The sequence below is a fragment of the Fictibacillus fluitans genome (genome assembly GCF_030418125.1).
Lineage (GTDB): Bacteria > Bacillota > Bacilli > Bacillales > Fictibacillaceae > Fictibacillus_C > Fictibacillus_C fluitans.
Window position 1 is genome coordinate 43,580 of the sequence record NZ_JAUHTR010000015.1, and the last position, 23,834, is coordinate 67,413.

Sequence of the window (23,834 nt, forward strand, 5' to 3'; positions counted from 1 at the left end):
GCTTTTTTTATACCATTACATTGAAGTAGCGGGCCTGCGGGTGGGAGAACACAAGGGCCGTTACCGACGCCTCAGGCTCCATCATAAAGCCCTCAGTGAGCTGAATGCCGATTTCCTCGGGCTGCAGAAGCTTAAACAGCTTTGCCTGGTCCTCGAGTTCAGGGCAGGCGGGATAGCCGAATGAGAAGCGCTGACCCTGATATCTTGCGGAGAACCGGTCCTGCATGGACATGCTGACAGGGTCAGGGAATCCCCATTTATCCCGCATCTGCCTGTGCACCAGCTCGGCGAGCCCTTCTGCCGTTTCAAGTGCCAGGGATTGTAATGCAAAGCTTTCGAGGAAACGGCCCTCAGCTTTGAGCTGTTGCGCCCGTTCACGAATGCCGCTTCCCGCTGTAACAGCGAAAAATCCGACATAGTCCATCTCGCCGCTCTCAACCGGTTTTGCATAATCTGCCAGACAAAGATGCGGCTCCCGGCTCTGGCGCGGAAAATCAAATGTTTCAATGATCCGGGACGTATCTTCAGGATCGTAAATATATAATTTTTGGTCCTCGGACTGTGCAGGGAAAAACCGGTACATCGCTGCCGGGGCAATCAAGTTATTTTCCTGGCTGTCTTTTAAAAGCTGATCCACCGTTTCCTTTACTTCTAGCGCGCGTTCATCTTTTTCTGCAAGCAGACGCGATACCTTTCCTTTTACACCCAGGTGATGACCGAGCAGCATCTGCAAATTGATGTACGGAATGACAGAAGACAGAGGATAGGATTTGAATACGTGCCGCTCTGTATCTTTGGGAACAAAGACTTTCAGTGTCTGATCCACAGAAGGACGGACCTTTACCGCAGTGGCAGCCGAACCGGCTGAACCCGCGGCAGGGAAGTCATCAGGCTCCTGTACGGGTGCCTTAATTACAGGTTTTTCAAACGTTTCTCCTTTTTGAAGCTTGTTCGCCAGGCTTAATCCGTCCATCGCATCCTTCGCATAAAGAACGGTGCCTTCATACTCGTTGGCAATCCGGTTTTCGGTGAATTTACGGGTTAAAGCCGCACCGCCTACGAGAATCGGAACAGATATGCCGGAATTTTTTAAGTCCGTAGCCGTCAGCACCATCTGCTGAGCAGATTTAACAAGCAGACCTGAAAGGCCGATCATATCAGGCTTTTCCTTTTGAATCGCCTGGATCAGTTCCTGTGGTGCGACCTTTATGCCAAGGTCAACCACCTCATAGCCATTGTTTCCAAGAATAATGTCCACCAGATTCTTTCCGATATCATGAACGTCGCCTTTCACCGTGGCAAGCACTACTTTTCCTTTGGTGCTCGTTGCTCCTCCCTTTTCCATGTGGGGTTCGAGATGGGCGACAGCGGCTTTCATGACTTCCGCACTCTGCAGGACCTCGGCGACGATCAGCTGGTTATCGTTAAACAGCCGGCCGACTTCTTCCATCCCCGCCATTAGCGGGCCGTTAATAATATCAAGCGGGGCGTCGTATTCTTTTAGCGCAAGGTCAAGGTCTGGAATAAGCCCTTCCTTTGTTCCTTCCACCACATAAAAGGCCAGACGTTCTGCGAGAGGGAGTGCCACAACGGGAGTTTTGGGTTCTTTTTTCTTGCCGCGGTAAAACTCCGTAAACTTGGCAAGGTTCTCATCATTCGTTTCGAAAAGCAGGGCTTTTGCGAGCTCCACTTCCTCCTGCGGGATGGAGGCAAAGCGTTCTAGCTTTTCAGTATTCACAATCGCGTAATCCAGTCCGGCCTGTGTGCAGTAATACAGATATACCGCATTTAAAATTTCGCGGCCAACGGGTGGCAGACCGAAGGATACGTTTGATATGCCGAGAATCGTCTGGCATTCAGGGAGCTGCTCTTTTAGCTGCCGGAGTCCTTCCACTGTCGCATTCGCAGACCCGATATACTGTTCATCACCGGTGCCGACAGGAAAGACAAGCGGATCAAATATGATATCGCTCGGTGCAATGCCGTATTTATTGACCAATAAATCGTACGAGCGTTTGGCGATTTCCAGCTTGCGCTCGGCTGTTACACCCATCCCTTTTTCGTCAATAGTTCCGACAACCACGGCCGCTCCGTAACGGGAGACGATCGGTGCCACTTTTTCAAACCGTTCTTCGCCGTCTTCCAGGTTGATGGAGTTGATGATTGCTTTTCCCTGCGAGTATTTTAATGCTTTTTCAATAACCTGGTCGTCAGTTGAATCAATCACAAGCGGAACCTTAACTTTCTTGACGGCTTCTTTAATGAAATTCTCCATGTCCTCCAGTTCCTCACGGTCGGGGTCGGCCAGGCAGATATCAATGACGTGTGCGCCCTTTTTTACCTGGGCACGCGCAATTTCCGAAGCTTCTTCAAACTTGCCTTCAGCGATCAAACGCTTGAATTTACGGGACCCGATGACGTTCGTCCGTTCGCCAACCATGAGCGGCCTCATGGAGGGGTCATCGTAAATAAGAGGTTCGATTCCGGAAACCACGTGGGAATGGCTCTCGGGAAGCTGCCTTGGTGACAGGGACTGCATGGCTTCAGCAATGGCCCGGATATGGTCCGGAGTGGTTCCGCAGCAGCCGCCGGCAATGTTCAGCCATCCTTCCTCGGCAAACGCGCTGATTTTCTTTGCCAGCGTCTCAGGTGTTTCATGGTAATTTCCGTCTTCGTCCGGCAGGCCGGCGTTTGGATAACAGCTGACAGCGGAGAGCGCGAGTGAAGAAAGGGAACGAATATGGTCGGTCATAAATTCAGGACCTGTGGCACAATTCAAACCGACGGCGATTGGTTTCATGTGCTCCAGCGAGATGTAAAAGGCTTCGATCGACTGGCCGGCAAGCGTGGTTCCCATTGGCTCGATGGTTCCGGACACCATGAATGGCAGCTCTTTTCCTGTTGCTTTGAACGCTTGTTTAATGCCGATAAATGCGGCTTTAACGTTCAGCATATCCTGACTCGTTTCCAAAAGAAGCAGGTCCGCTCCTCCGTCAATCAGACCGCGTGCCTGCTCTTCATAGGAGGCTGTAAGCCCTTCAAAGGTGGCTCCACCTGTTACACTTAGCGTCTTCGTGGTCGGACCCATTGAACCTGCGACAAAGCGCGGCCATTCGGAGGTAGTAATTTGATCTGCCGCCTCGCGCGCAATTTCTGCTGCCACTTTATTCGTTTCGTAGGCCTTGTATCCGAGGCCATATTCATCGAGCACGATGTCTGTGGCTCCGAACGTATTGGTTTCAATGATGTCGGCACCGGCTTTCAAATATTGAAGATGAACATCGAGAATGACATCGGGACGGGTAAAATTCAGATTTTCATTACAGCCTTCAAGATCTTCTCCGCCAAAGTCATCCGCTGTCAGGTCTGCTTGCTGGAGAATGGTACCCATCGCCCCGTCCATAACCAGTATTTTCTTCTTTAGCTGCTGTTCAAGGGTGATGTTAGACATTTTGAATCCTCCTTACATTTTGTGGGGCAATATCATACGCATATTGCGTAAGTTCAACGGTCAGCTCATAGCGCATAAATGGTGTGATCAAATAGATGCCGTTGAAGAGTTCTGTGGCCGCATCAATCAATGATTTTGAGATCGCCAATCCCTCACGCGCTGCGGCTAAAGGGTCATCCTTAAGCTCCGCCATCCGGTTTCTTACTTCCTCGCTCAGCTTGATGCCGGGCACTTCATAATGAAGGAAATCGGCGTTGCGGCTTGATGTCAGCGGCATAATGCCAACATAGACCGGAACCGGCAGATCTTTTACCGCCTCATGAAACTGCAGCAGTTTTTCCTCGGAATAGACAGGCTGGCTGATAAAATAATCGGCACCCGCTTCTATTTTTTTCTCTGCGCGCTGAACGGCGCGGTCAAGAGCTTTTACATTCGGATTAAAGGCGGCTCCCACGGTAAATTGTGTTTTCTCTCCCAGGTCTTTTCCGGAGAGGGAAACTCCTTCGTTAAACTGCTTGATCATTTTGATCAACTCGATCGATGTCACATCATATACGCTGGAGGCACCCGGAAAATCTCCAACCTTTGCAGGATCGCCGGTAATGGCCAGAATGTCGTGAAGACCAAGCGTATGAAGACCCATTAAATGCGATTGAAGGCCAATGATGTTCCGGTCCCTGCAGGCCAGGTGGACGATTGGTTGCACACCAGTCTGCGCTTTAGCAAGAGAGGACAGGGAGGTGTTGCAGATTCTTGGTGATGCCAAGGAGTTGTCTGCCAGCGTAATCGCATCTGCGCCTGCTTCTTTCAGAGCTTTGGCACCTTCAAAAAATCGCGTTGTATCCAGCTTTCTGGGAGGATCGAGCTCCACGATGACCGAGCGGCGCTCCTGCAGAATTTCCGGCAAAGAGATTTGGGGTTTCTGTCCGGACGATGCCACGGCAATGGGCTCTGGCCGCTGTCGCACATTTTTTTCGGTAACAGGCGGGAGTCCGTTCAGTTCCTTAGCAAAAGCTTCAATGTGAGCCGGCGTTGTCCCGCAGCAGCCGCCGAGAAGACGGATCCCCTGATTTCTGAAAAGAGATGCGCTGTTCTTAAAATACTCCGCATCGCCTTCAAATTGAAACTTGCCGTCCACATAGGAGGGAAGACTCGCATTGGGATAGGCCGAAAGAAAAGCGTGCTTTGGAATCTCGACTTCCTCCAGCGTTTTAATCATGTGAAAAGGGCCAAGCCGGCAGTTGAGCCCGACAACATCCGATCCCAGCTCTTCCAGCCGCTTGATCGCCGTATTGACAGGGGTTCTGTCATTTAATACTCCAACCTCCTGCAAGGAAATCTGCGAGATAATCGGCACATCCGTTTGACTCCGGGCGATTTTAAGCATCGCTTCAAGCTCTTCCAGATCATAGAAGGTTTCCAGAAGAATCCCGTCCACACCCTCCAGGAGAAGGCAGTACAGCTGCTCCCTGAAGCTTCTTTTAATTTCTTCAAGAGACAAGGAACTCGGACCGGTTCCCCGTATGCCTCCAATGGTTCCCAGTACATACGCATTGCCCCCGGCTGCTTTTTTTGCAAGTGAAACGGCTGCACTGTTTAGTTCTTTTACCTGCTCCTCCAGTCCGTACCGCTGCAGCTTAATATAGTTGGCGCTGTAAGTATTGGTCTGGATGACGTGTGCACCCGCCTGAACATAAGCTTGATGAATCGACTGGATTTGTTCAGGGTGAGACAGATTCAGCTGCTCAAAACAGCAGTCGGTTCCATAGGAATATAGCAGCGTTCCCATGGCTCCGTCGGCAATCAAAATCTTGCTTTCCAGGTCTTTCAATAATCCCATTATGAGTCCTCCTGTTGGTTCGGTATCTTCCAGTGGCCCAAAAAATAAAAAAAGCCTTCTTAAAGAAGAAGACTTTGAACATTCCATGTCATTCTTCTTATCTTTCAAGTTCTAAAAATAGAACTTGTTGGACTTAGCACCTTTTCAGCTCGTAAAAACTGAAGGTTGCTGAGGTGTCAACGGGCCATTCCCTTAACCTCTCTGGATAAGAAACCAAATTGCTATAAAATTAGTTCTTTATACCTTACAATAATTATTAGAACATTTCAATAGCTTTTTGCAATCTTGCTGATAAGGTGCTAAACAGGAGGAATATGGACGATGAAGAAGTTCGCCAACCTTGACGACATTCAAAATACACATACATTTAAAGATTTACTCCGCTGGCAGAGGGAGAGGCGCAACAATAAAAAGGATTTGACCCAACAAATTCAGCAGAGTCCGGCAAAGGAGCCTGAAAGATTAAGAGAAAATCGCAGCGACAGCTCGATTACCTGGATCGGCCACTCTACCTTTCTTTTACAGATAGGCGGGCTGAATATCCTTACAGACCCGGTATGGGCGGCCAAAATGGGAATGCAAAAAAGGCTCACCGCCCCCGGACTCTCTATCAATCAGCTGCCGGAAATTGATCTTGTCCTCATCTCCCACGGGCATTATGACCATCTCGATTTCAACAGCATCAAACAGCTAAAAGGAAAAATCTCCTTTTATGTGCCTGCCGGACTTAAAGCTCTGTTTCGAAAAAAAGGCTATCAAACAGTAACAGAGACTAATTGGTGGGAGGAATTTGTGGACAGGGGAATAAAAGTCACCTTTGTTCCTGCACAGCACTGGACGCGCAGGAGCGCTTTTGATATGAATACATCCCATTGGGGAGGCTGGGTCATCGAAGACATGAAAACGGGAGAAAGCATTTATTTTGCAGGGGACAGCGGTTATTTTCGCGGATTCCGTGAAATCGGGGAACGGTTGAAGCCGGATACCGTGCTTATGCCGATCGGCGCTTATGAACCGGAGTGGTTTATGAAGGTTTCCCACATTAATCCGGAAGATGCCGTAAGAGCGTTTCTGGAAACCGGCGCCAAGAATTTCATTCCCATGCACTATGGCGCTTACCGTTTGGCGGATGATACCGGGCCGGAAGCTCTTGAGCGGCTTGAAAAAGAGTGGGAAAAACAGGGGCTGGAAGAGGAGAGGCTGAAGGTTCTTTCGCTTGGAGAAACGTTTTGGAAGAAGCCGGTTACGTAATTTTCAGAGAGCAGTGGATTTTCACAACTAAGGGACATTTATCATACACTACACTAACACTTTTAAAGGTGGAGATAGCAATGGGGTGCATGGTAAATATCTATTATTTAAAGATAAACAGCCTGGCGAGCAACAGTTCATTGAATTTGGGATCCACATTCCATAACAGCCATACGGCCAATACCAAATCGACAGGGGACAACAGTTCTGTAGGTGACCATTCCCCTGCCGAAGCGATGATGAAAAATATGGTATTCGATCCGGATGTTAACGATCAGAACGAATATGCAAACGCGGATACTGCGTATACGAGCCAAAATCATTCGTAGCTGATAACATTATTACTTTATGAAGGGAGGCCACCTTATGCCCTACCTCTTTAACATTTTTAACATCAAAACGAACGGTGTCACCATGAACGGTAACATTGATATTGGTCCCACGGTGCATAACAGCCATACTGCCAACACAAAATCCGTCGGTTCCACCGTTTCATTGGGTGACTTTTCACCTTCAACCGGTTTCATGGTAAACAGCAATTTCGATCCGGATATCAGCGACCAGGATCAAATCGCGAACCCGTCCGCTCCAATTGTCGCCCAGCCGTAACGATTGTCCGCCTGTTTTTCCCTGAATGGGGCAGTCTGTCCAAGCAGCTTTTTGTTCAAGCCATACACTGAAGGTAAAGACAAAAAGGGATGGAACAGATTTGCGTTATTCTTTTAAAATCGGCAGGATCAGTGTGAACGGTGTCACGATGAACGGTAACCTTGATATTGGAACCACCATTCAAAACAGCCATACGGCTAATACAAAATCGGTGGGTGCCGTCATCGCGTTTGGCGATTGTTCGGATGCCTGTGCCTATATGCTGAATTTTAACGAAGACAACGATGTAAACGATATGATTCAGAGTGAAGGACAGGGCGGCGGACAGCAAAAATGAATAGCAACAAGGAAAGGCGCCCTGCTTTGAATGGGGCGCTTTTTTATATGCTGGCAGATGGCCGGGGGGAGCGTTGTTGACATAACGAGCTTTTGGCGGGTAAAAGGTTGATTATGGCGGGTATTTAAAAATAATGGCGGGTAACCAGCACAAAATGGCGGGTAAACGAAGAGAACCGCGTGTATTTCAAAACCAAACACAGGCAGGAGTCCGCGACCCGAAAAAAGAACTGTAATTACAGGAAGGCAGCAGAAGAAAGGAGCAGGAAATGACGTTAGATGAGCTAAGAAACAGGGTAAATGGCATTATTGGCTCCCTTAATGGGGAATTTGCCTACTATATTGAAACCGATGAAGGATACATAGGTGAAAAAGAAGAAAAGGTGTTCCCGGCGGCAAGCCTCATCAAGCTGCCGATCATGATTGAGGCCTTTCGGCAGAGGGAAGCAGGTGTGCTTGACCTGACAAAGCCTTTAAACATTGCGCAAAAGGACAAGGTGGGCGGAGCGGGAGTAATTAACCAGTTATCGCCGAGTGCCTCGCTTACCGTTCTGGATGTGCTAACCTTAATGATTACGGTATCGGATAACACGGCAGCAAACATAATGATTGAAAAGGCAGGCAAAGAACCAATTAATGCCCTGCTTGCGGAACTTCAATGCCGCCAAACCGTACTGCAAAGAAAGCTCATGGATTTTCAAGCGATCGAAGAGGGGAAGAACAATTACACGTCCGCAAAAGACGCTGTTCATCTTCTGAGAGAAATTCATCACGGAAAGCTTCTGCAAAACGACAGCAGAAAAACCATGCTGAACATTTTACGAAATCAGCAGTTTCGGCATAAACTTCCGGGGAGCATGGACGAGGAAGTCATCATGATTGCCAATAAGACAGGCGAGCTTCAGGGTACAGAGCATGATGCCGCAATAGCTGAGTATCAGGGAAGAGCCATTATCGCGGCTGTGCTCACGAAAAATCTCAAGAATGAAGCCGATGCACGGCACAAGCTTGCAGAAATCGGGATGGTGATTCAGGACTATTTAATGATTGTTCAAAAAAATTAGAAAAAAGCTTTTGGTTTTTCGACATAAAATGATAATATAATGAAAGCGCATACATATAAACAACAAGAGGTGAACAGATGAACAGTAATCAGAACAATCAAGAGCTGAAGCGCAGCATGAAGGCCCGGCACTTATTTATGATTTCTTTGGGTGGGGTGATCGGAACAGGGTTTTTTCTGGGCTCCGGGATGACCATTCATGATGCCGGTCCGGCAGGTGCTGTGCTTTCTTATTTGGTGGGCGGTTTTATCATGTACTTAACGATGCTTTGCCTTGGCGAGCTTTCGGTCGCCATGCCGGTATCCGGTTCTTTCCAGACGTACACGTCCAAATTCATCGGGCCCGGTACGGGCTTTGCGGTGGGCTGGCTGTACTGGCTGGGCTGGGCAGTTACCGTAGCGCTGGAGTTTTTATCCGCATCTGCTCTTATGCAGCGCTGGTTTCCCCACTCTGAGCTCTGGATGTGGAGCCTGATTTTTGCGGCAGTGCTGTTCGGGTTGAATGCCTTGTCGGCAAAAGCATTTGGAGAGGCTGAATTTTGGTTCGCAAGCATAAAGGTAATTGCTATTATTCTGTTTATCGTTCTTGGCGGAGCGGCCATGTTCGGGTTCATTGATATGAAAGGGGCCGCTGCGGCACCTGCCTTCACCAACTTTTTATCAGATGGCTGGTTTCCGAACGGGTTTACCGCTTTATTTGTGACCATGATTGCTGTGAACTTTTCCTTCCAGGGAACCGAATTAATCGGGATTGCTTCAGGGGAAAGTGAAAATCCGGAAAAAACGATTCCACGTTCCATTAAGCAAACGGTATGGCGGACACTATTTTTCTTTGTCCTGGCCATTGGTGTGCTGGCAGCTCTAATGCCGATGGAGAAGGCTGGCAAAGTGGAAAGCCCGTTTGTTGTCGTGTTTGACAGCATCGGAATTCCTTATGCGGCAGATATTATGAATTTTGTCATTCTGACGGCATTGCTGTCTGTCGCCAATTCAGGTCTTTATGCCGCGACAAGAATGCTCTATTCGCTGTCAAAGGAAGGAATGGCAAGTCCAAAGCTTGGCAAAGTCAACCAGCGCGGGATTCCTATGAACGCGCTGTACATTACGATCGGTGTGGCGCTTTTATCCCTGTTATCCGGTTTTAAAGCAGAAAAGACCGTCTTTGTATGGCTGCTCTCCCTTGCAGGACTTGGAGCCCAAGTGGGCTGGATCGCCATTACTGCCTCACAGCTGGCGTTCAGGAGAAAATATATCCGCAATGGCGGTAAGAAAGAGGACTTGAAATTTAAAGTGCCGCTTTATCCCATCTTGCCAATTGTGGCCACTACCCTTAACACGGGAGTCCTGGTGAGCATGGCTTTTGATCCGGAGCAGCGCCTGGCTCTTTACCTTGGAGTTCCGTTCTTTATCGGCTGTTATCTCTACTATTACCTGGTCATCAGGAAAAAGGAAAAAGCGGGAACGCTTCGACGGGAAGTTATTTAATAAAAAGCAGCAGTGCTGATGTAATCAGTCTGCTGCTTTTTTTGTATCTTTTTCCATTCAGGTGTTCAGATTGACAAAAACAAGGGATTTCGGTATCATAACATATTGTTACAATACTTCAATGCATAAAAGCGTTTAAGCGTTTAAGTGAAATTTAAAAAAGATTAAAGTGCATCAGGGAGAGATCACACATGAACAGTAAAGTGAAATTGCCGGGAGTTATCCTGTTATTTATATTCATTGTAGGCACTATGTTTACAAGCATGGTTTTTGTAAAAGTAGAACCCCACATTCCTTTGTTTCTTTGTGTTGTACTGACGGGGATTTTTGCTTTGTTTTGGGGAGCAGACTGGAAGCGGATTGAGCGCGGTTTGATAGCAGGAGTGGTCAGCGGCATACAGCCTCTTTTGCTTTTGATGATGATTGGCCTTGTGATCGCAAGCTGGATGATAAGCGGGGCTGTTCCAACGCTTCTTTTTTACGGGATGGATTTTATTCAGCCTGAATGGTTTGCGCTGAGCGCCTTGTTTATTACCATTCTTGTTTCAACATTTACTGGCAGCAGCTTTACTACGGCTAGCACGGTTGGAGTAGCCTTAATGGGGATTGCACATGTATTGAACGTCAACCCTGGACTTGCTGCCGGGGCGATCGTATGCGGTGCCTGTTTTGGAGACAAGATGTCACCATTATCAGATTCCACCAACCTTGCTTCTGGCACAGTAGGTGTGAACTTGTTTGAACATATTCGGCATATGATGTGGACGACGGTGCCTGCGCTTGTTATTACAGCGATCATTTTCTTTTTTGCCGGACATCAGGGCTCAGGTGCCTCTTTGGCCCAGTTGGCGGAGATGAAAAAGACGTTGGGAGACCATTTTGAAATTACACCTGTTACGCTTATATCTCCACTCATCGTCATGCTGATGGCATTTCGAAAGCTGCCCATACTCCCTACGCTGCTTACAGGCGTTATAACGGCTGTAATTACAGCTTTCGTATTGAATGCAGATATAACCATCGCCCAGATGATGAATGCATTAGAAAATGGGATGAACCTGAAAACGGGGAATGAAGCCGTTGATGCGATCGTCAACAAAGGTGGCCTCGTTCCAATGATGTGGTCGGTCGCGCTCATTATTATTGCACTTTCCCTTGGCGGTCTTCTTCACGAACTTGGCGTCATTGACGTGCTGCTCGGTTCAGTGGAGAAACAGCTCAAGAAAACAGGGAATCTGATCGCAGCCACGGCGGCCTCTGGTTTAGGGGTTAATTTGCTCACGGGGGAAATGTATCTATCCATTCTCCTTCCCGGCCAGGCGTTTAAGAAGCATTTTGAAAAGAACGGGGTACCGCTGAAGAACCTTTCAAGAACAATGGAAGATGCGGGGACGCTGATTAATCCACTCGTTCCATGGAGTGTAAGCGGAGCGTTTTTTGCGGCAACGCTCGGCGTATCGGCACTCGACTATATTCCATATGCCTTCTTGCTTTACCTTTCTCCGCTATTTACCTTGATTTACGCATACAGCGGAATTGGGCTCGGAATGAAAAAAGACAAATTAGCATCCGTAACAAAGGCTTCCTAGAAAGCATCCGGAAATTTTTCCGGATGTTTTTTAGTGTTGAAAATGCTTACATATGGTGTTATATTGTTTTTACTAGTTACGAAAACGTTTACGTAGAGAAAGAAGGGCTTAAATTGTCCTACACGATCAAAGATGTTGCCAAAAAGGCCAATGTCTCAGTGGCGACTGTGTCCAGGATTCTGAACAATCTGCCGGGGTATTCGGAGAAAACCAAAGAGAAGGTGCTGCAGGTTATTGCGGAAATGGGGTATCAGCCAAATGCGATCGCACGCGGCCTGATCAACAAAAAAACAAAAACATTGGGAGTGCTGCTTCCAGCAGTTTCAGATACCTTTGCTTCGGTTGTTCTCAGCGGGATTGAAGACATGGCACATGAGCTGGATTACAGTGTAATGGTCTGCAACACCGATAAAGACGGAAAGCGCACAATGAAATATTTGCAGGCTCTCCGCGAAAAACAAGTGGATGGCATCGTTTTTGTCAGTGAATTTTTTAAGGAAGAATACTACAACGCCATCATTGCCATGGATCTCCCGGTGGTGCTTGTTTCAACCAAGTCACAGTATGACGTGCCTTTCATAAAAGTGGATGATAAAAAAGCAGTGTTTGACGGCGTGACCTATCTCCTCGAAAGAGGCCATCGTTCCATCGGGATGATAGCAGGAACAAAAGGGGATCCGATTGCCACCCTGCCGAGAATTGAAGGCTATAAAAAGGCCCTTCAGGATAACGGGATTTCTGTGGACAAGAGGAAGATTGCTTTCGGGGATTTCGGATTTGAAAGTGGAATAACCGCAGCAAAAGAACTGCTGGACCATAATGAAGGCCTTACCGCCATTTTCTGCTCCAGTGATGAAATGGCTGCAGGTGCCTTGTCCTATCTGTACAGAATATCCATCCGGGTGCCTGACCAAATTTCCATTATCGGATACGATAATACGAAGGTGGCAGAAATGGCCATTCCGCCGCTCACTACCGTAGGCCAGCCGCTCTATGAAATGGGAAAAAATGCAGTAAAAATGCTGCTGGACAGAGAAACAGAGGAGTCGCAGAGTGTTTTCATGCCCCATCATATTGTGGAAAGAGAAACGGTCAAAGTGATTGAAAAGGAAGAAGCAGAGTAAACCAAGGTTTGCTCTTTATTTTAACAACATTACGTAAACGTTTACTTAAAAAAGAGGTGAAGCCCCTATGAAGAAAATGATAGCGTTGATTACTGCTTTATCCGTTACCGCAGGCCTCCTTTCCGGCTGCTCTGATAAGGAGGAGAAGGGCGGAAAAATCCATCTTGAATTTTTCCAAAATAAGCCCGAGGCCGTGGGAACCTTTGACAAGCTGATCGCCAAGTTTGAAAAAGAGCATCCAAACATTGATATCCAGCAGAACAATGTGCCCGATGCAGAAACCGTCCTGCGAACAAGGCTGGTGAAGGAGGATGTACCGGATATTCTCGGTATTGGCGGAAATGCCACGTATGGTGATATTGCAGAAGCTGGTGTCTTTTACGACTTTACGAAGGATCCAGTGGTGGATAAGGTAATTCCCAACTATGTGGATACGTTGAATCAGCTGGCGGGCAATAACAAGGAAGTCAATGGCATTCCTTTTGCAACCAATGCCAATATGGTTCTCTATAACAAGGAAAAGTTTCGCGAACTGGGGCTGGATGTACCAAGAACGTGGGATGAACTGATTGGGACAGCCAAAAAAATCAAGGCTGCCGGCGAGGTACCGTTTTACTTAACATTAAAAGATGCCTGGACCGCCATGGTGCCATTCAATTCCCTGGTTGCCAATACACAGGGAAATAATTTCTTTGAAGAAAAAAATGAAGGGCAGGCCTCCTTCCAAAAGCGGTATGGAGAAGCGTCGGATAAGATGCTGACATTGCTGAAGTACGGCCATAAGGATAACTTCGGAAGAGATTACAACTCGGGAAACAAAGCGTTTGCCAATGGAGAATCTTTCATGTATCTGCAGGGGAACTGGGCGATTTCGTCCATCAAAACCATTAATAAAGACATTGATATCGGAACCTTTCCGCTCCCGGCGACCAATGATCCCAAAAAGAACAAGCTCGTTTCGGGGGTAGATACGGCGCTGACGATGGCGAAGGATAACCCTTATAAAAAAGAATCCCTTCTGTTTATCAACTTTTTGCTGAAGCCTGAAAACACAAAGCTGTACATGAAGGACCAGAACAGCTTTTCTGCGGTTAAAGGGGTACTGCAGGATGACCCCACGCTGTCAAACCTGAATCCGTACTTTGAAAAGCAGCAGATCACCGGTTTTCCGGAGCACTTCTTTCCTGCAAGTATTCCGATCGCCAATCTTGTTCAGGGATTTTTGATATCGAAGGATGAAAAAGAATTTTTGAAAAAATTGGACACGGAATGGGACAAAGTAAAAGTCCGGCAGTAAACAGGGTGAAAAAAGGAGGAACATGGGATGAATAAAAACAGCAAAGCCTTTTACTGGATGGCCCTTCCGGCACTCTGTTTATTTTTTATCTTTCATACGATCCCTGTTATTCAAGGGATCATATACAGCTTTACCAACTATAAAGGGTATGGGGATTACCAGTTTATCGGGCTGAAAAATTATATCAATCTGTTTCAGGATGACCGTGTGTTTGCATCATACGGATTCACGTTTAAATTCGCTATAATTTCTACCATTCTGGTGAACATTATCAGTCTCATGATTGCACTGGGGCTGAATGCGAAAATCAAGTTCAGAAACACGCTCCGGGGGATTTTCTTTATTCCCAACATCTTGAGCATCCTGATTGTCGGTTACATTTTCAACTACATTTTCGCGTTCTTTGTGCCTCAGATTGCCCAGAAGGCCGGAGTAACTTCACTGACCGAAAACATTCTCGGCAACCCGGACCTGGCCTGGATCGGTGTTGTTATCGTTGCGGTCTGGCAGGCAGTGGCGTTCAATACGATCCTGTATTTAGCCGGTTTGCAGACGATTCCAGGAGATTTATATGAAGCGGCCAATCTCGACGGTGCCGGCCGGTGGCATACCTTCCGCCATATCACATTTCCGCTGATTGCATCCTTTTTCACGATTAACATGGTACTTGCCATGAAGAATTTCCTGATGGTATTCGACCATATTATTGCCCTTACAGGCGGCGGACCTGGACAAGCAACAGAAGCCATTTCCTTACTGATCTACAGAGGCGGTTTCCAAGGCGGAGAATTCGCCTATCAGGCAGCAAACTCGGTGGTTTACTTTATTATCATCGTCGCCATTTCCGTGTTTCAGATTAAAATTCTTCAAAAAAGAGAGGTGGACATGTAATGAGCCGAAAAATAAATTGGCCGTTAACGATTCTATTAATCATCTGTTCACTGTTCATATTATTTCCGCTGTATTTGACCGTGGTTACGGCATTAAAAACACCGGAAGAAATGGGAAAATCACTGCTTACGCTGCCCAATAGCTTTCATTGGCAGAACTTTGTGGAAGCCGTCCGCCTCACCAACTTTTTTCACTCATTCCGCAACAGCGCCATTGTGACCGTATTTACCGTAGTATTTACGCTCCTGACGAACTCGATGGTTGCCTATGCGATTGCACGAAACATGCACCGGAAGTTTTTTAAAACACTCTACTATTATTTTGTCAGTGCAATGTTCGTACCTTTTCCGATCATCATGCTTCCAGTCGTAAAGGAAACGAGCTTTCTGGGTCTTAACAACATGGCGGGCCTTATCTTTTTATACATCGTTTATGGCCTTGCTTTTAATATTTTCATCTATGTCGGCTATATCAAGTCGATCCCGTATTCTCTGGAGGAAGCAGCTTATGTGGATGGAGCGAGTACATGGAAGGTGTTCTGGAAAGTTATCTTTCCGCTTCTTGCCCCGATTAACGCGACGGTCGGCATATTGACCTGCCTGTGGGCGTGGAATGACTTTCTCCTGCCGCTCGTCATCTTGAGCAACCGTGATGCCATGACATTGCCGCTTGTGCAATATGTATTCCAGTCACAGTTCACGACAAACTATAACCTGGCTTTTGCTTCCTATTTAATGGCCCTGTCCCCGATGATCATTGTCTATCTTTTTGCACAAAAATGGATCATCAGCGGTGTCACCAGGGGAGCAGTAAAATAAAATCTATGATGAAAGCAGAGTGAATGCTCTATGAACAAAACGTGGTGGAAAGAAAGCGTAGTCTATCAAATTTACCCGAGAAGCTTCAGCGACTCCAACGGGGACGGTATTGGGGATATTAATGGAATCATTGAAAAGCTGGATTATTTAAAAGAGCTTGGCATTAATGTTATTTGGCTGTCACCTGTCTATCAGAGCCCGAACGACGATAATGGCTACGATATCAGCGACTACCAAAAGATCATGGATGAGTTCGGAACGATGGAAGATTGGGAGAGGCTCCTTGCTGAAATGCATAAACGCGGCTTAAAGCTCATCATGGATCTTGTAGTCAATCATTCCTCCGATGAGCATGCCTGGTTTAAGGAATCCCGCAAATCAAAGGACAATCCGTACCGCGATTATTATATTTGGAGGCCTGGAAAAAACGGGGCAGAGCCAAACAACTGGGAATCTGTATTCAGCGGATCGGCATGGGAGTATGATGAAGCGACAGAGGAGTATTACCTGCACGTTTTCAGTAAAAAACAGCCAGATCTGAACTGGGAAAATCCGAAGCTTCGGGAGGAAGTCTACCGAATGATGAAGTTCTGGCTGGATAAAGGGATTGACGGCTTCCGTATGGATGTCATTAATTTCATTTCCAAAGTGCCCGGACTCCCGGATGCTGAAAATCCCCACAATCAGAGATATGCCTGGGGCGGGGATTACTTTATGGACGGACCAAGAATCCATGAATTTATGAATGAGATGAATCAAAACGTTCTTTCTCAATACGATGTGATGACCGTGGGTGAAATGCCCGGGGTAACAACGGAGGAAGCCGCTCTCTATACCGACGGGGAACGAAGGGAGCTTAACATGGTGTTCCAGTTCGAGCATGTGGATCTTGATACGGGACCAGGCGGGAAGTGGGACCTTAAGCCTCTTGAGCTAAAGGATTTGAAGGCAACCTTCACGAAGTGGCAAAAAGGCTTGGAAGGCAAGGGCTGGAACAGCTTATATCTGAATAACCATGACCAGCCGCGGATGGTTTCCCGATTCGGAAACGACAAGGAGTATCGTGTGGAGTCGGCGAAAATGCTGGCGACTTTCCTTCACATGATGCAGGGAACGCCTTACGTGTACCAGGGTGAAGAAATCGGCATGACCAATGTCCGTTTTGAAACGATCGAGGAATATGAGGACATTGAAACGCTCAATATGTATCGTGAAAAGGTAATGGATGGGGGAGAAGATCTGGCACAGGTCATGAACTCGGTCTATGTAAAAGGCCGCGACAATGCCCGTACTCCAATTCAGTGGGATGACAGTGAGAATGCAGGATTTACAGAAGGCAATCCATGGCTGAAGGTAAATCCAAACTATAAAGAAATCAACGCAAAACAGGCGATGGAAGACCCTGAATCCATTTTTCATTTTTATAGAAGGCTGATCCAGCTGCGCAAAGAGAATGAAATTATTGTATACGGGAATTATGATTTGCTTCTGGAAGAGCATCCTCATATCTATGCATACAGCCGCACACTGGGCGGGGAAAAGCTTCTAGTGATGCTGAACTTTTCTGATGAGCGGCCGGTATTTGAGATGCCGGAGGAAATGGAATTCTCTGATCATGAACTGATGATCAGCAATTATGAAGTTCATGCGGAAGAAAGCATACAAACGGTTGAACTGAAGCCATATGAAGCCCGCGTTTACCGATTGAAGTGAAAAATTGAGCTGTCCCTCGCTTGAGTGAAGAGACAGCTCTTTTTAGTTAACCATAATCACTGTTTGGCCAGTAAGTTTTTGATTTCGGCCAGTAAAATGTTCATTTTAGCCAGTAACTTCCGGATTTCGGACAGAAAATCTTTAAAAACTGCTTGTATTGGTGTCATCGCTCCAGCCGCCTAGAATCTACCGATGTTCTCGGTATTCATGTTAAGGCCGGGCATGCCCGGGACCCAGTTGGCGGGAACGCCTGATTGTGATTGTTCGCCAAATTGGAGGGCTTGAACGAGCCGGAGAATTTCATACGCATTTCGGCCCACTTCAGAAGGATAAATGAGTTTGCTCGCAATAAACCCATCCGGCCCAACAATAATGGTAGCCCGGACGGATGCACCGCTGTACACGTCAAGAACCCGGTAGGCCCTGCTGATCATATGGTTCCGGTCACTCACGAGCGGGTACTGCACCTTGCCGGCCAGGGGAGATACATCCTTGAACACTTTATGGGAAAAGACGCTGTCTGTACTGATGCCGAGCACCTCGGTGTTCAGCTTCTTGAAATCTTCATATAAAGCGGCGACCGCCGCTAATTCTGTCGGTCAGACAAACGTGAAATCACTGCCATAAAAAAAGAGGACGACCCAGCGGCCGCGGTAATCCTCAAGCCGTACGTCTTTGATTTCACCCTCATGAAAGGATGCTGCAGTAAACACCGGAGCGATGTCCCCGAGCCCGGCGCAATAGGGCTGAGGTGCGCAAGTTGTAAACTGTTCCACGGACGGCCTGGGATAATGCTGATTTCCGTCAAACGGCAAGCTCATTCAAATCCCTCCTTTCCGTTTGAGATATATGCCGGTTACACCTATCGTATGAAGCGTGAAATCAAGCGTGATAAACGGTATATAAAAACCATCCGGGAAAGGATCTTTCGGATGGTTTTTATAGTTACCGGCCGCTGCAGCCGCAGCCTCCGCCGCTTTGGGGCGGCTTGGTGTACTGCTGGGGATAGGCCGGATTTTGCGGATATCCTCCAATGACTCCCTGGCCAAATCCCGGAACTGCCCCGGTATAGCCTGCTCCGGGATAACCTTGTCCGTAAGCCTGGCCGGGGTAGCCGGGGAATCCTTGCTGGCCGTACCCAGCGCCCGGCTGTCCATACCCCATGCCGGGAGGATAGCCGTATGGAGGATACTGGCCGTATCCATAAGGGTTTTGCTGTCTCATATGATCGTTCCTATCTGGTGAGATTTTGGTTCCTTTTAGCATATGTAGAAGCTGCATTAGTGTACAAGATATTTAACTATGAAGCTCTTGTTTTTAAAATGAAAAGCCTGCAATTTTTGCAGGCTTTATTCTTCGGTATCAGGCTGGATATCAATAAGGTTGGCAGAAGGTTTTCGCTTGCGCACCCTGATTTTTAATACACCGTTGCCAAATGTGGCACGGACGTCCTCCTGCTTGACGGAGAAGGGAAGCGGAACGAGGCGTTCAACACGCTTGTTTGCTTGTTTGTACTGGCTGATGTTAGTGCTGTCGTCTGTGAAGCGGTTCGTTTCCGAGGCGTAAGCGATAATTTTCAGGGCACGGTCCAGCACTTCAATCTGAATTTGATTCTGGTCATAGGATTCCAGGTTGGCATGCGCCAGATATTCATCTTTCGTTTCCTGAACTTCAAGAGGGAATGAGAGGTTATCAACCATGGACTGATAATGCTCAAAGCTTTTATCAATAAATTGTTCGAGTGATTTTACCCATGTACCTAACGACTTTTCATTTAAAAAGGGCAGAATGGGACCGCCGTTTTCTGACATGATCAAACTCCTCCTCTAATCATTTTTAAGCGTTGCCGGCTACATTTGAGTCTACGGCATCGGTATCAAGTGTATTGGTGGCACTGACGAACGTGACGGTCTGCATAAAGTTGCCTGTATTTCCGCCTCCAGAGCCGCTGTATCCTTTGCTTGTGCTTTTCGGATTGATGACCAGGGTGTCACCAAAATTGACAACTCCATCGGATTGAACGGCGGAAATGGTGACAGGTCCTACGATGAGTGATGGCAAGGATTAATACCTCCCTTACGACGTACTGTCTGGATTCCTGCTGCTCTTATCAACTTATGATGACGCAGGGATTTGGTGAGCATAAAGAGGGTGAACACCTAAGAAAAAACAACATATGCTATGAAGAGACGGTTACGGCAGGGGGGGTTGGATGCCTGGTATCGTAGGGAGTATTAACATTGCCTCAGTTTCGAGCAGTTCAATTGTCCATATTGGGGATGTTCAGGCCATCCAACCGATCAGCAATGCGAAGACGTTTGCGGGGGCCGGGTCCTTTAATACAGGTGATAACATCAGAACCAACACCGGTTATAATCTGACGAACACGTACGATATGGACCAGTTCGACAATGCAAACATCGGAAATAACTAGAAGAGAAGATTTAACGAGCAAATTTGGGTTAGGTCCGGCATAAAACATAGTAAGGAGATGATGTTATGTCGGACACCTACAATCAGTACTATTATATACAGCAAGTGCAGGGGCAGCTTCAATGCCTCCAGGATAAAGTGTGTGAATTGGAGAAGCAGATTGAAGACTTGACGAAGGATATGAAAAAGGTAAAAGACCAGCCGACCACACAAATCCAATATTCGTTCGATCAGCTGAAAATTGAGAGGCTCGACGGAACGCTGAACATCGGGCTCAGTTCGGATACGGATGGTAAAAATATTGTGGATGATTTTACAGTGGGGGGACAGTCGATCGCTGTCCCCAATAATGGAGGAAGCCCGCCGGGATCCATGAGTTCGAGCAGGGAATATACTGAAATTATGGGCAACCTTGAAGAATATTTAAACGTTGAAGCAGCGGAAGACATAGCCAAGATTGAAGAAGAGCATGATCATAAATTAGAAGAAACCTATCATGAGTTAATCATCAATGATATCCGGACACAGCTGCCGGGAAGACTTGAACATTACCTTCAAAAGTACCCCCCTCAGAATCAGGAAGGGTTTCTTCTTGTGGAGAACAAGGTAAAAGGCGATGTTTACAAAGGAATGGAGCATTTTATCCTGAGCTTGAAAAATAACAACATCGGAGGCGAAAACCATGAAATACCAGGTGATCAATCATGATCTTTCAATAGGTGACTTGAAGATTGTGGGGGTAAGCATCTCTTCGCTTGTATTGGTGGGTGATGCCGGCCACATCGCGCTTGCCTCTGCCTTTGATACACCACCGGAAGCTCTGGTGGTCGGAACCTCCCTTGTTCCTTTATCGGTTGTATAAAATGATTCCGCGCACATCGGAAGTGAACCATATCCATATTCGCTCAATTTTATTTTCTTCCATTGTCAATGTGGGGGATACGGATGAACATACCGCGTTTTCAAGGGCTATTGCCATCCAAAAATACGAACCCGAGTTTAGTACTGCGCTCGGGAATCTGCTCGATTACCCAAAGTATCAGATATTTACGATGGTACGTCCCCCGCCGATTCCGCCAAAGGAAGTAGTTATGGAATCCTACCATGACCCAGCGTTTATTAAAGTCAATTCGATTGATATTTTCGGTATTTCCACCGCTGCCATGCTTCATATTGGTGGCATACAAAACATTGATTTGGAATCAAGAGTAAAGCATGTCCGTGATTACCGGACGAATCCTGATCCGAAAAATTTGTCCATTGTTCCTTTTGCACCTGTATCACGGAATAACCGGGAACCAAAAGGGAGGGGGGAACAGCCGTGAATTTCTTTGTGAACCAAACGATTACGATTTATCAATTAAAGGTGCAGGGAATTCAGAACTCCTCTGTTATGCAGATTGGAAGTGCGGGTATGATCCGCCCGGTTTCCAACCTGTACAATACCGGCGGCTATACCGGATCGGCACCGCCGCTGGCCAGCCTTCCGACAGTGGAACTTCCGGCTCCATCCTGATGACAGGCTTTAACCTTGCACGAAAGGAGGGAATGTTGCGTGGACTCCTGGAAACAAATGATGGAATGGAAGAAGTTTGCCGATCAGTATCTGGGACAAAATTTCTTTACGCCTTATGGACAGCAGCAGGATGAGGAACCAAGGACCCAGCAGGCTGAGCCGCAAGAAGAAAAGGGGTTTCCGGCTATAAACATTTACGAATCCGACAATGAAATTTTGTGCATTGCTGCCATTCCTGGCTTGGAAAAAGCCGAGGATGTGGATGTGTATGTGGACGACAGAAGCGTTCATATCAAAGGGAAAACCAACCTTATCGGTGGCAAGTACAGAATTGCCAAGCAGGAATTTGGCTCAGGCAGTTTCAGCAGAGAAATTGAGCTTCCCTGCAGAGTTCGGAGTGATGCCATTCAGGCCACGTATAAAAAAGGATTTTTATATCTCAGGCTCTACCGGCTGCCGGCCGACCGGCAAAAGCCGAAAAAAGTAGACATCCGCCGGTTTGACGATTGAGATTGACAAGGTACCCCGGCCGCTCTAAACTAAAAGAGAATAAATTTTGGAAAGGAAAAGGTATATCGTCCAATGCGCAACTAACTCCTGTCTTTACACGAACTTTATCTTCTTTTTTGAAAATAAACTTCAGACAGGATTAGTGTGCCCATTTTTATACCTGATTTCTTTTTGCGTGATCTTCAGTGATCGGGTGTTTTTTGTGCAGCTAAATCCTCTCTGATTCTCAGGGAGGTTTTTTTATGCTTTTATTGAAAGCAGCGGATCTTGAAAAATCGTATCAGGACAAGCTCATTGTTCAGCTGAAGGAGGCACTGGTGATCCATAGCGGAGACCGGATCGGAGTGGTCGGGCAAAACGGCGCAGGAAAATCAACCCTGATGCATATCCTTGCTGGCAAAGAACAAGCGGATAAAGGAGAGGTCCGCGCTTACGGAAAAATCGCATGTGTTTTTCAATTTGGAGACAAAACGATGGCAGTGCCTTCTCAAAAACTGCAAGAGAAATGGGGAGTCGGCCACAAAGAGTTTTCGTCCATGAGCGGCGGTGAAAAAACGCGTCTGTCTCTTGCAGCTGCGCTTGAACAGGAACCCGATTTGCTGTTTATGGATGAACCTACGAGCCACCTTGATCTTGATGGAATACAGCAGCTTGAACAAGAACTGTCTTCTTATAAAGGGGCCGTGGTGGTAATTTCTCATGATCGTGCGTTTCTTGATACGGTATGTACAAAAATAATTGAAATTACGGACACTGTTCCTTTGTTTTACACAGGTAACTATTCATCTTATCAAAAGCAGAAGGAGCATAACCTTGCACGGCAGCAGTTCGAATATGAGGCCTATACTAAAGAAAAGCAGCGGCTGAAGGAAGCGGCAAGAGAAAAAACGCAAAAAGTCAAAAGCATGAAAAAAAAGCCGTCCAGGATGAGCCATAGTGAAGCCAAACTGGGAAAAGGCAAGGTAAAAAGCAAGCAGGCTGCCATGATGAAAAATGTAAAAGCCATGGAAAAGCGGATGGAGCACCTGGAGAAAAAAGATAAACCGAAGGAAATGGAGAATGTTCAGTTTGATATCGCAAAATTAAGCCCGGTACATGCGAGATATGCGGTACAGGTAAAAGATGCGGAGAAAGCAGTTGGGGAAAGGCAGTTATTCCAAGCCGTTTCTTTTGCTGTAAAGCCTGGAATGAAAGTGGCGTTGACGGGGCCAAATGGATGCGGGAAGACCACCTTGATGAATATGATTCTGAGCGGTGATCCGGCAATAGCCGCCTCCCAGGCATTAAAGATCGGATACTTCCATCAAAATTTAGAGATAGTGGACGGGGAACGGTCGATTTTGGAAAATGTATCGGAACAGAGTCCTTACAGCAAGATGTTTATTCGGACCGTGCTTGCCCGGATGCTGTTTAAACGGGAAGATGTTCACAAAAAGGTAAGCGTGCTGAGCGGAGGACAACGGGTGAAAACCGCTCTCGCCAAGATTTTTCTCGGCGACTTTAATCTGCTTTTACTGGATGAGCCAACAAATTATCTGGATATTTTCACGCGGGAGGCATTGGGGGATGTCCTGTCCGGTTATCCGGGAACCATTTTGTTTGCGACCCACGACCGGCAGCTGATGAACAAGGTGGCCGACCATCTGCTGGTGTTTAAGGAAGGCAACTGTCTGTTTTTCGAGGGAAACTATGCTGACTATGAGCAGCAATGTGTAAATAAGGACAATAAAAATTCTATGGCGGGACAGGAAGAGCTGTTAGCGCTTGAGGTTGAACGTGCAAACCTGATTGGAAGATTGTCCATGCCCGGAAAAGGCGATCAGAAAGAAGTGCTTGAGCAGCGGTATCAAGAGCTGCTTAAAAACATACAGCAGATCAAACGGAAAATAAACTGATTATAAAAAAGCA

Annotated in this window: 25 protein-coding genes and 1 riboswitch; of the genes, 19 read left to right on the forward strand and 6 right to left on the reverse strand. The window is 47.0% G+C overall.

Annotated features, from left to right (window positions below; translation table 11 throughout):
• Window positions 1–7: 7 nt before the first annotated feature.
• Window positions 8–3,451 (reverse strand): methionine synthase, encoded by a 3,444-nt coding sequence (metH, locus tag QYB97_RS20465; protein ID WP_301167886.1) that lies wholly within the window; start codon window positions 3,449–3,451, stop codon window positions 8–10.
• On the reverse strand, window positions 3,444–5,291 hold the full coding sequence (locus tag QYB97_RS20470) for a bifunctional homocysteine S-methyltransferase/methylenetetrahydrofolate reductase (protein WP_301167887.1): 1,848 nt from the start codon (window positions 5,289–5,291) through the stop codon (window positions 3,444–3,446). Before QYB97_RS20470 ends, metH begins: the two co-directional genes overlap by 8 nt.
• 94 nt (window positions 5,292–5,385) lie before the next feature.
• Window positions 5,386–5,503, reverse strand: a riboswitch (SAM riboswitch).
• A gap of 109 nt (window positions 5,504–5,612) precedes the next feature.
• Here QYB97_RS20470 and QYB97_RS20475 point away from each other — a divergent pair.
• The 12 genes from QYB97_RS20475 (at window position 5,613) to QYB97_RS20530 (ending at window position 17,467) form a co-directional block, all read left to right on the forward strand.
• Window positions 5,613–6,542 (forward strand): MBL fold metallo-hydrolase, encoded by a 930-nt coding sequence (locus QYB97_RS20475; protein ID WP_301167888.1) that lies wholly within the window; start codon window positions 5,613–5,615, stop codon window positions 6,540–6,542.
• 80 nt (window positions 6,543–6,622) lie between these two features.
• A complete protein-coding gene (locus QYB97_RS20480) occupies window positions 6,623–6,871 on the forward strand; it encodes a spore germination protein (protein WP_301167889.1) in 249 nt (82 codons plus the stop codon).
• A gap of 37 nt (window positions 6,872–6,908) precedes the next feature.
• Window positions 6,909–7,151: a spore germination protein gene (locus tag QYB97_RS20485; RefSeq protein ID WP_301167890.1), complete on the forward strand. Its 243-nt coding sequence runs from the start codon at window positions 6,909–6,911 to the stop codon at window positions 7,149–7,151.
• Between the two features lie 100 nt (window positions 7,152–7,251).
• A complete protein-coding gene (locus QYB97_RS20490) occupies window positions 7,252–7,488 on the forward strand; it encodes a spore germination protein (RefSeq protein WP_301167891.1) in 237 nt (78 codons plus the stop codon).
• Between the two features lie 268 nt (window positions 7,489–7,756).
• Window positions 7,757–8,551 carry a serine hydrolase gene (locus QYB97_RS20495; protein WP_301167892.1) on the forward strand — a complete coding sequence of 265 codons (795 nt, stop codon included), beginning with the start codon at window positions 7,757–7,759 and terminating at the stop codon, window positions 8,549–8,551.
• Window positions 8,552–8,628: 77 nt separating this feature from the next.
• Window positions 8,629–10,035 carry an amino acid permease gene (locus tag QYB97_RS20500; RefSeq protein WP_301167893.1) on the forward strand — a complete coding sequence of 469 codons (1,407 nt, stop codon included), beginning with the start codon at window positions 8,629–8,631 and terminating at the stop codon, window positions 10,033–10,035.
• A 191-nt stretch (window positions 10,036–10,226) separates the two neighbouring features.
• The gene (gene nhaC / locus QYB97_RS20505) at window positions 10,227–11,624 is read left to right on the forward strand and encodes a Na+/H+ antiporter NhaC (RefSeq protein WP_301167894.1); all 1,398 of its coding nucleotides are present in this window, start codon (window positions 10,227–10,229) and stop codon (window positions 11,622–11,624) included.
• A gap of 113 nt (window positions 11,625–11,737) precedes the next feature.
• Window positions 11,738–12,748 (forward strand): LacI family DNA-binding transcriptional regulator, encoded by a 1,011-nt coding sequence (locus QYB97_RS20510; RefSeq protein ID WP_301167895.1) that lies wholly within the window; start codon window positions 11,738–11,740, stop codon window positions 12,746–12,748.
• Between the two features lie 67 nt (window positions 12,749–12,815).
• Window positions 12,816–14,045 (forward strand): ABC transporter substrate-binding protein, encoded by a 1,230-nt coding sequence (locus QYB97_RS20515; protein ID WP_301167896.1) that lies wholly within the window; start codon window positions 12,816–12,818, stop codon window positions 14,043–14,045.
• 27 nt (window positions 14,046–14,072) lie between these two features.
• Complete coding sequence (locus QYB97_RS20520) at window positions 14,073–14,936, forward strand: carbohydrate ABC transporter permease (RefSeq protein WP_301167897.1); 864 nt, start codon at window positions 14,073–14,075, stop codon at window positions 14,934–14,936.
• Window positions 14,936–15,754 carry a carbohydrate ABC transporter permease gene (locus QYB97_RS20525; protein WP_301167898.1) on the forward strand — a complete coding sequence of 273 codons (819 nt, stop codon included), beginning with the start codon at window positions 14,936–14,938 and terminating at the stop codon, window positions 15,752–15,754. Before QYB97_RS20520 ends, QYB97_RS20525 begins: the two co-directional genes overlap by 1 nt.
• A 30-nt stretch (window positions 15,755–15,784) precedes the next feature.
• Window positions 15,785–17,467, forward strand: a complete 1,683-nt coding sequence (locus tag QYB97_RS20530; protein WP_301167899.1) for a glycoside hydrolase family 13 protein — start codon at window positions 15,785–15,787, stop codon at window positions 17,465–17,467.
• Window positions 17,468–17,646: 179 nt separating this feature from the next.
• On the opposite strand, the gene QYB97_RS20535 is transcribed toward QYB97_RS20530, so the two are convergent.
• The 4 genes from QYB97_RS20535 to QYB97_RS20550 all read right to left on the reverse strand — a co-directional run bounded on the left by QYB97_RS20535 (window position 17,647) and on the right by QYB97_RS20550 (window position 19,528).
• Window positions 17,647–18,288, reverse strand: a complete 642-nt coding sequence (locus QYB97_RS20535; RefSeq protein ID WP_301167900.1) for a peroxiredoxin — start codon at window positions 18,286–18,288, stop codon at window positions 17,647–17,649.
• Between the two features lie 124 nt (window positions 18,289–18,412).
• The gene (locus QYB97_RS20540; RefSeq protein ID WP_301167901.1) at window positions 18,413–18,691 is read right to left on the reverse strand and encodes a hypothetical protein; all 279 of its coding nucleotides are present in this window, start codon (window positions 18,689–18,691) and stop codon (window positions 18,413–18,415) included.
• Window positions 18,692–18,816: 125 nt separating this feature from the next.
• Entirely contained in the window at window positions 18,817–19,278 is a 462-nt protein-coding gene (locus tag QYB97_RS20545) for an Hsp20/alpha crystallin family protein (RefSeq protein WP_301167902.1), read from the reverse strand.
• Between the two features lie 25 nt (window positions 19,279–19,303).
• The gene (locus QYB97_RS20550; protein WP_090237427.1) at window positions 19,304–19,528 is read right to left on the reverse strand and encodes a spore germination protein; all 225 of its coding nucleotides are present in this window, start codon (window positions 19,526–19,528) and stop codon (window positions 19,304–19,306) included.
• 151 nt (window positions 19,529–19,679) lie between these two features.
• On the opposite strand from QYB97_RS20550, the gene QYB97_RS20555 reads away from it, so the two are divergent.
• The 7 genes from QYB97_RS20555 to abc-f all read left to right on the forward strand — a co-directional run bounded on the left by QYB97_RS20555 (window position 19,680) and on the right by abc-f (window position 23,821).
• Window positions 19,680–19,901 carry a spore germination protein gene (locus QYB97_RS20555; RefSeq protein ID WP_301167903.1) on the forward strand — a complete coding sequence of 74 codons (222 nt, stop codon included), beginning with the start codon at window positions 19,680–19,682 and terminating at the stop codon, window positions 19,899–19,901.
• 65 nt (window positions 19,902–19,966) lie between these two features.
• Window positions 19,967–20,608: a spore germination protein GerPC gene (gene gerPC / locus QYB97_RS20560; protein WP_301167904.1), complete on the forward strand. Its 642-nt coding sequence runs from the start codon at window positions 19,967–19,969 to the stop codon at window positions 20,606–20,608.
• Window positions 20,583–20,762 (forward strand): spore gernimation protein GerPD, encoded by a 180-nt coding sequence (locus QYB97_RS20565; RefSeq protein WP_301167905.1) that lies wholly within the window; start codon window positions 20,583–20,585, stop codon window positions 20,760–20,762. The genes gerPC and QYB97_RS20565 overlap by 26 nt, the downstream gene beginning before the upstream one ends.
• 1 nt (window position 20,763) lies before the next feature.
• Entirely contained in the window at window positions 20,764–21,225 is a 462-nt protein-coding gene (locus QYB97_RS20570; RefSeq protein ID WP_301167906.1) for a spore germination protein GerPE, read from the forward strand.
• Window positions 21,222–21,416, forward strand: coding sequence for a spore germination protein GerPB (locus QYB97_RS20575; RefSeq protein WP_301167907.1), 195 nt, complete (start codon window positions 21,222–21,224; stop codon window positions 21,414–21,416). The genes QYB97_RS20570 and QYB97_RS20575 overlap by 4 nt, the downstream gene beginning before the upstream one ends.
• A 39-nt stretch (window positions 21,417–21,455) precedes the next feature.
• A complete protein-coding gene (locus tag QYB97_RS20580) occupies window positions 21,456–21,926 on the forward strand; it encodes an Hsp20/alpha crystallin family protein (protein WP_301167908.1) in 471 nt (156 codons plus the stop codon).
• A 242-nt stretch (window positions 21,927–22,168) separates the two neighbouring features.
• A complete protein-coding gene (gene abc-f / locus QYB97_RS20585; RefSeq protein ID WP_301167909.1) occupies window positions 22,169–23,821 on the forward strand; it encodes a ribosomal protection-like ABC-F family protein in 1,653 nt (550 codons plus the stop codon).
• The last annotated feature ends 13 nt before the right edge of the window (window positions 23,822–23,834 follow it).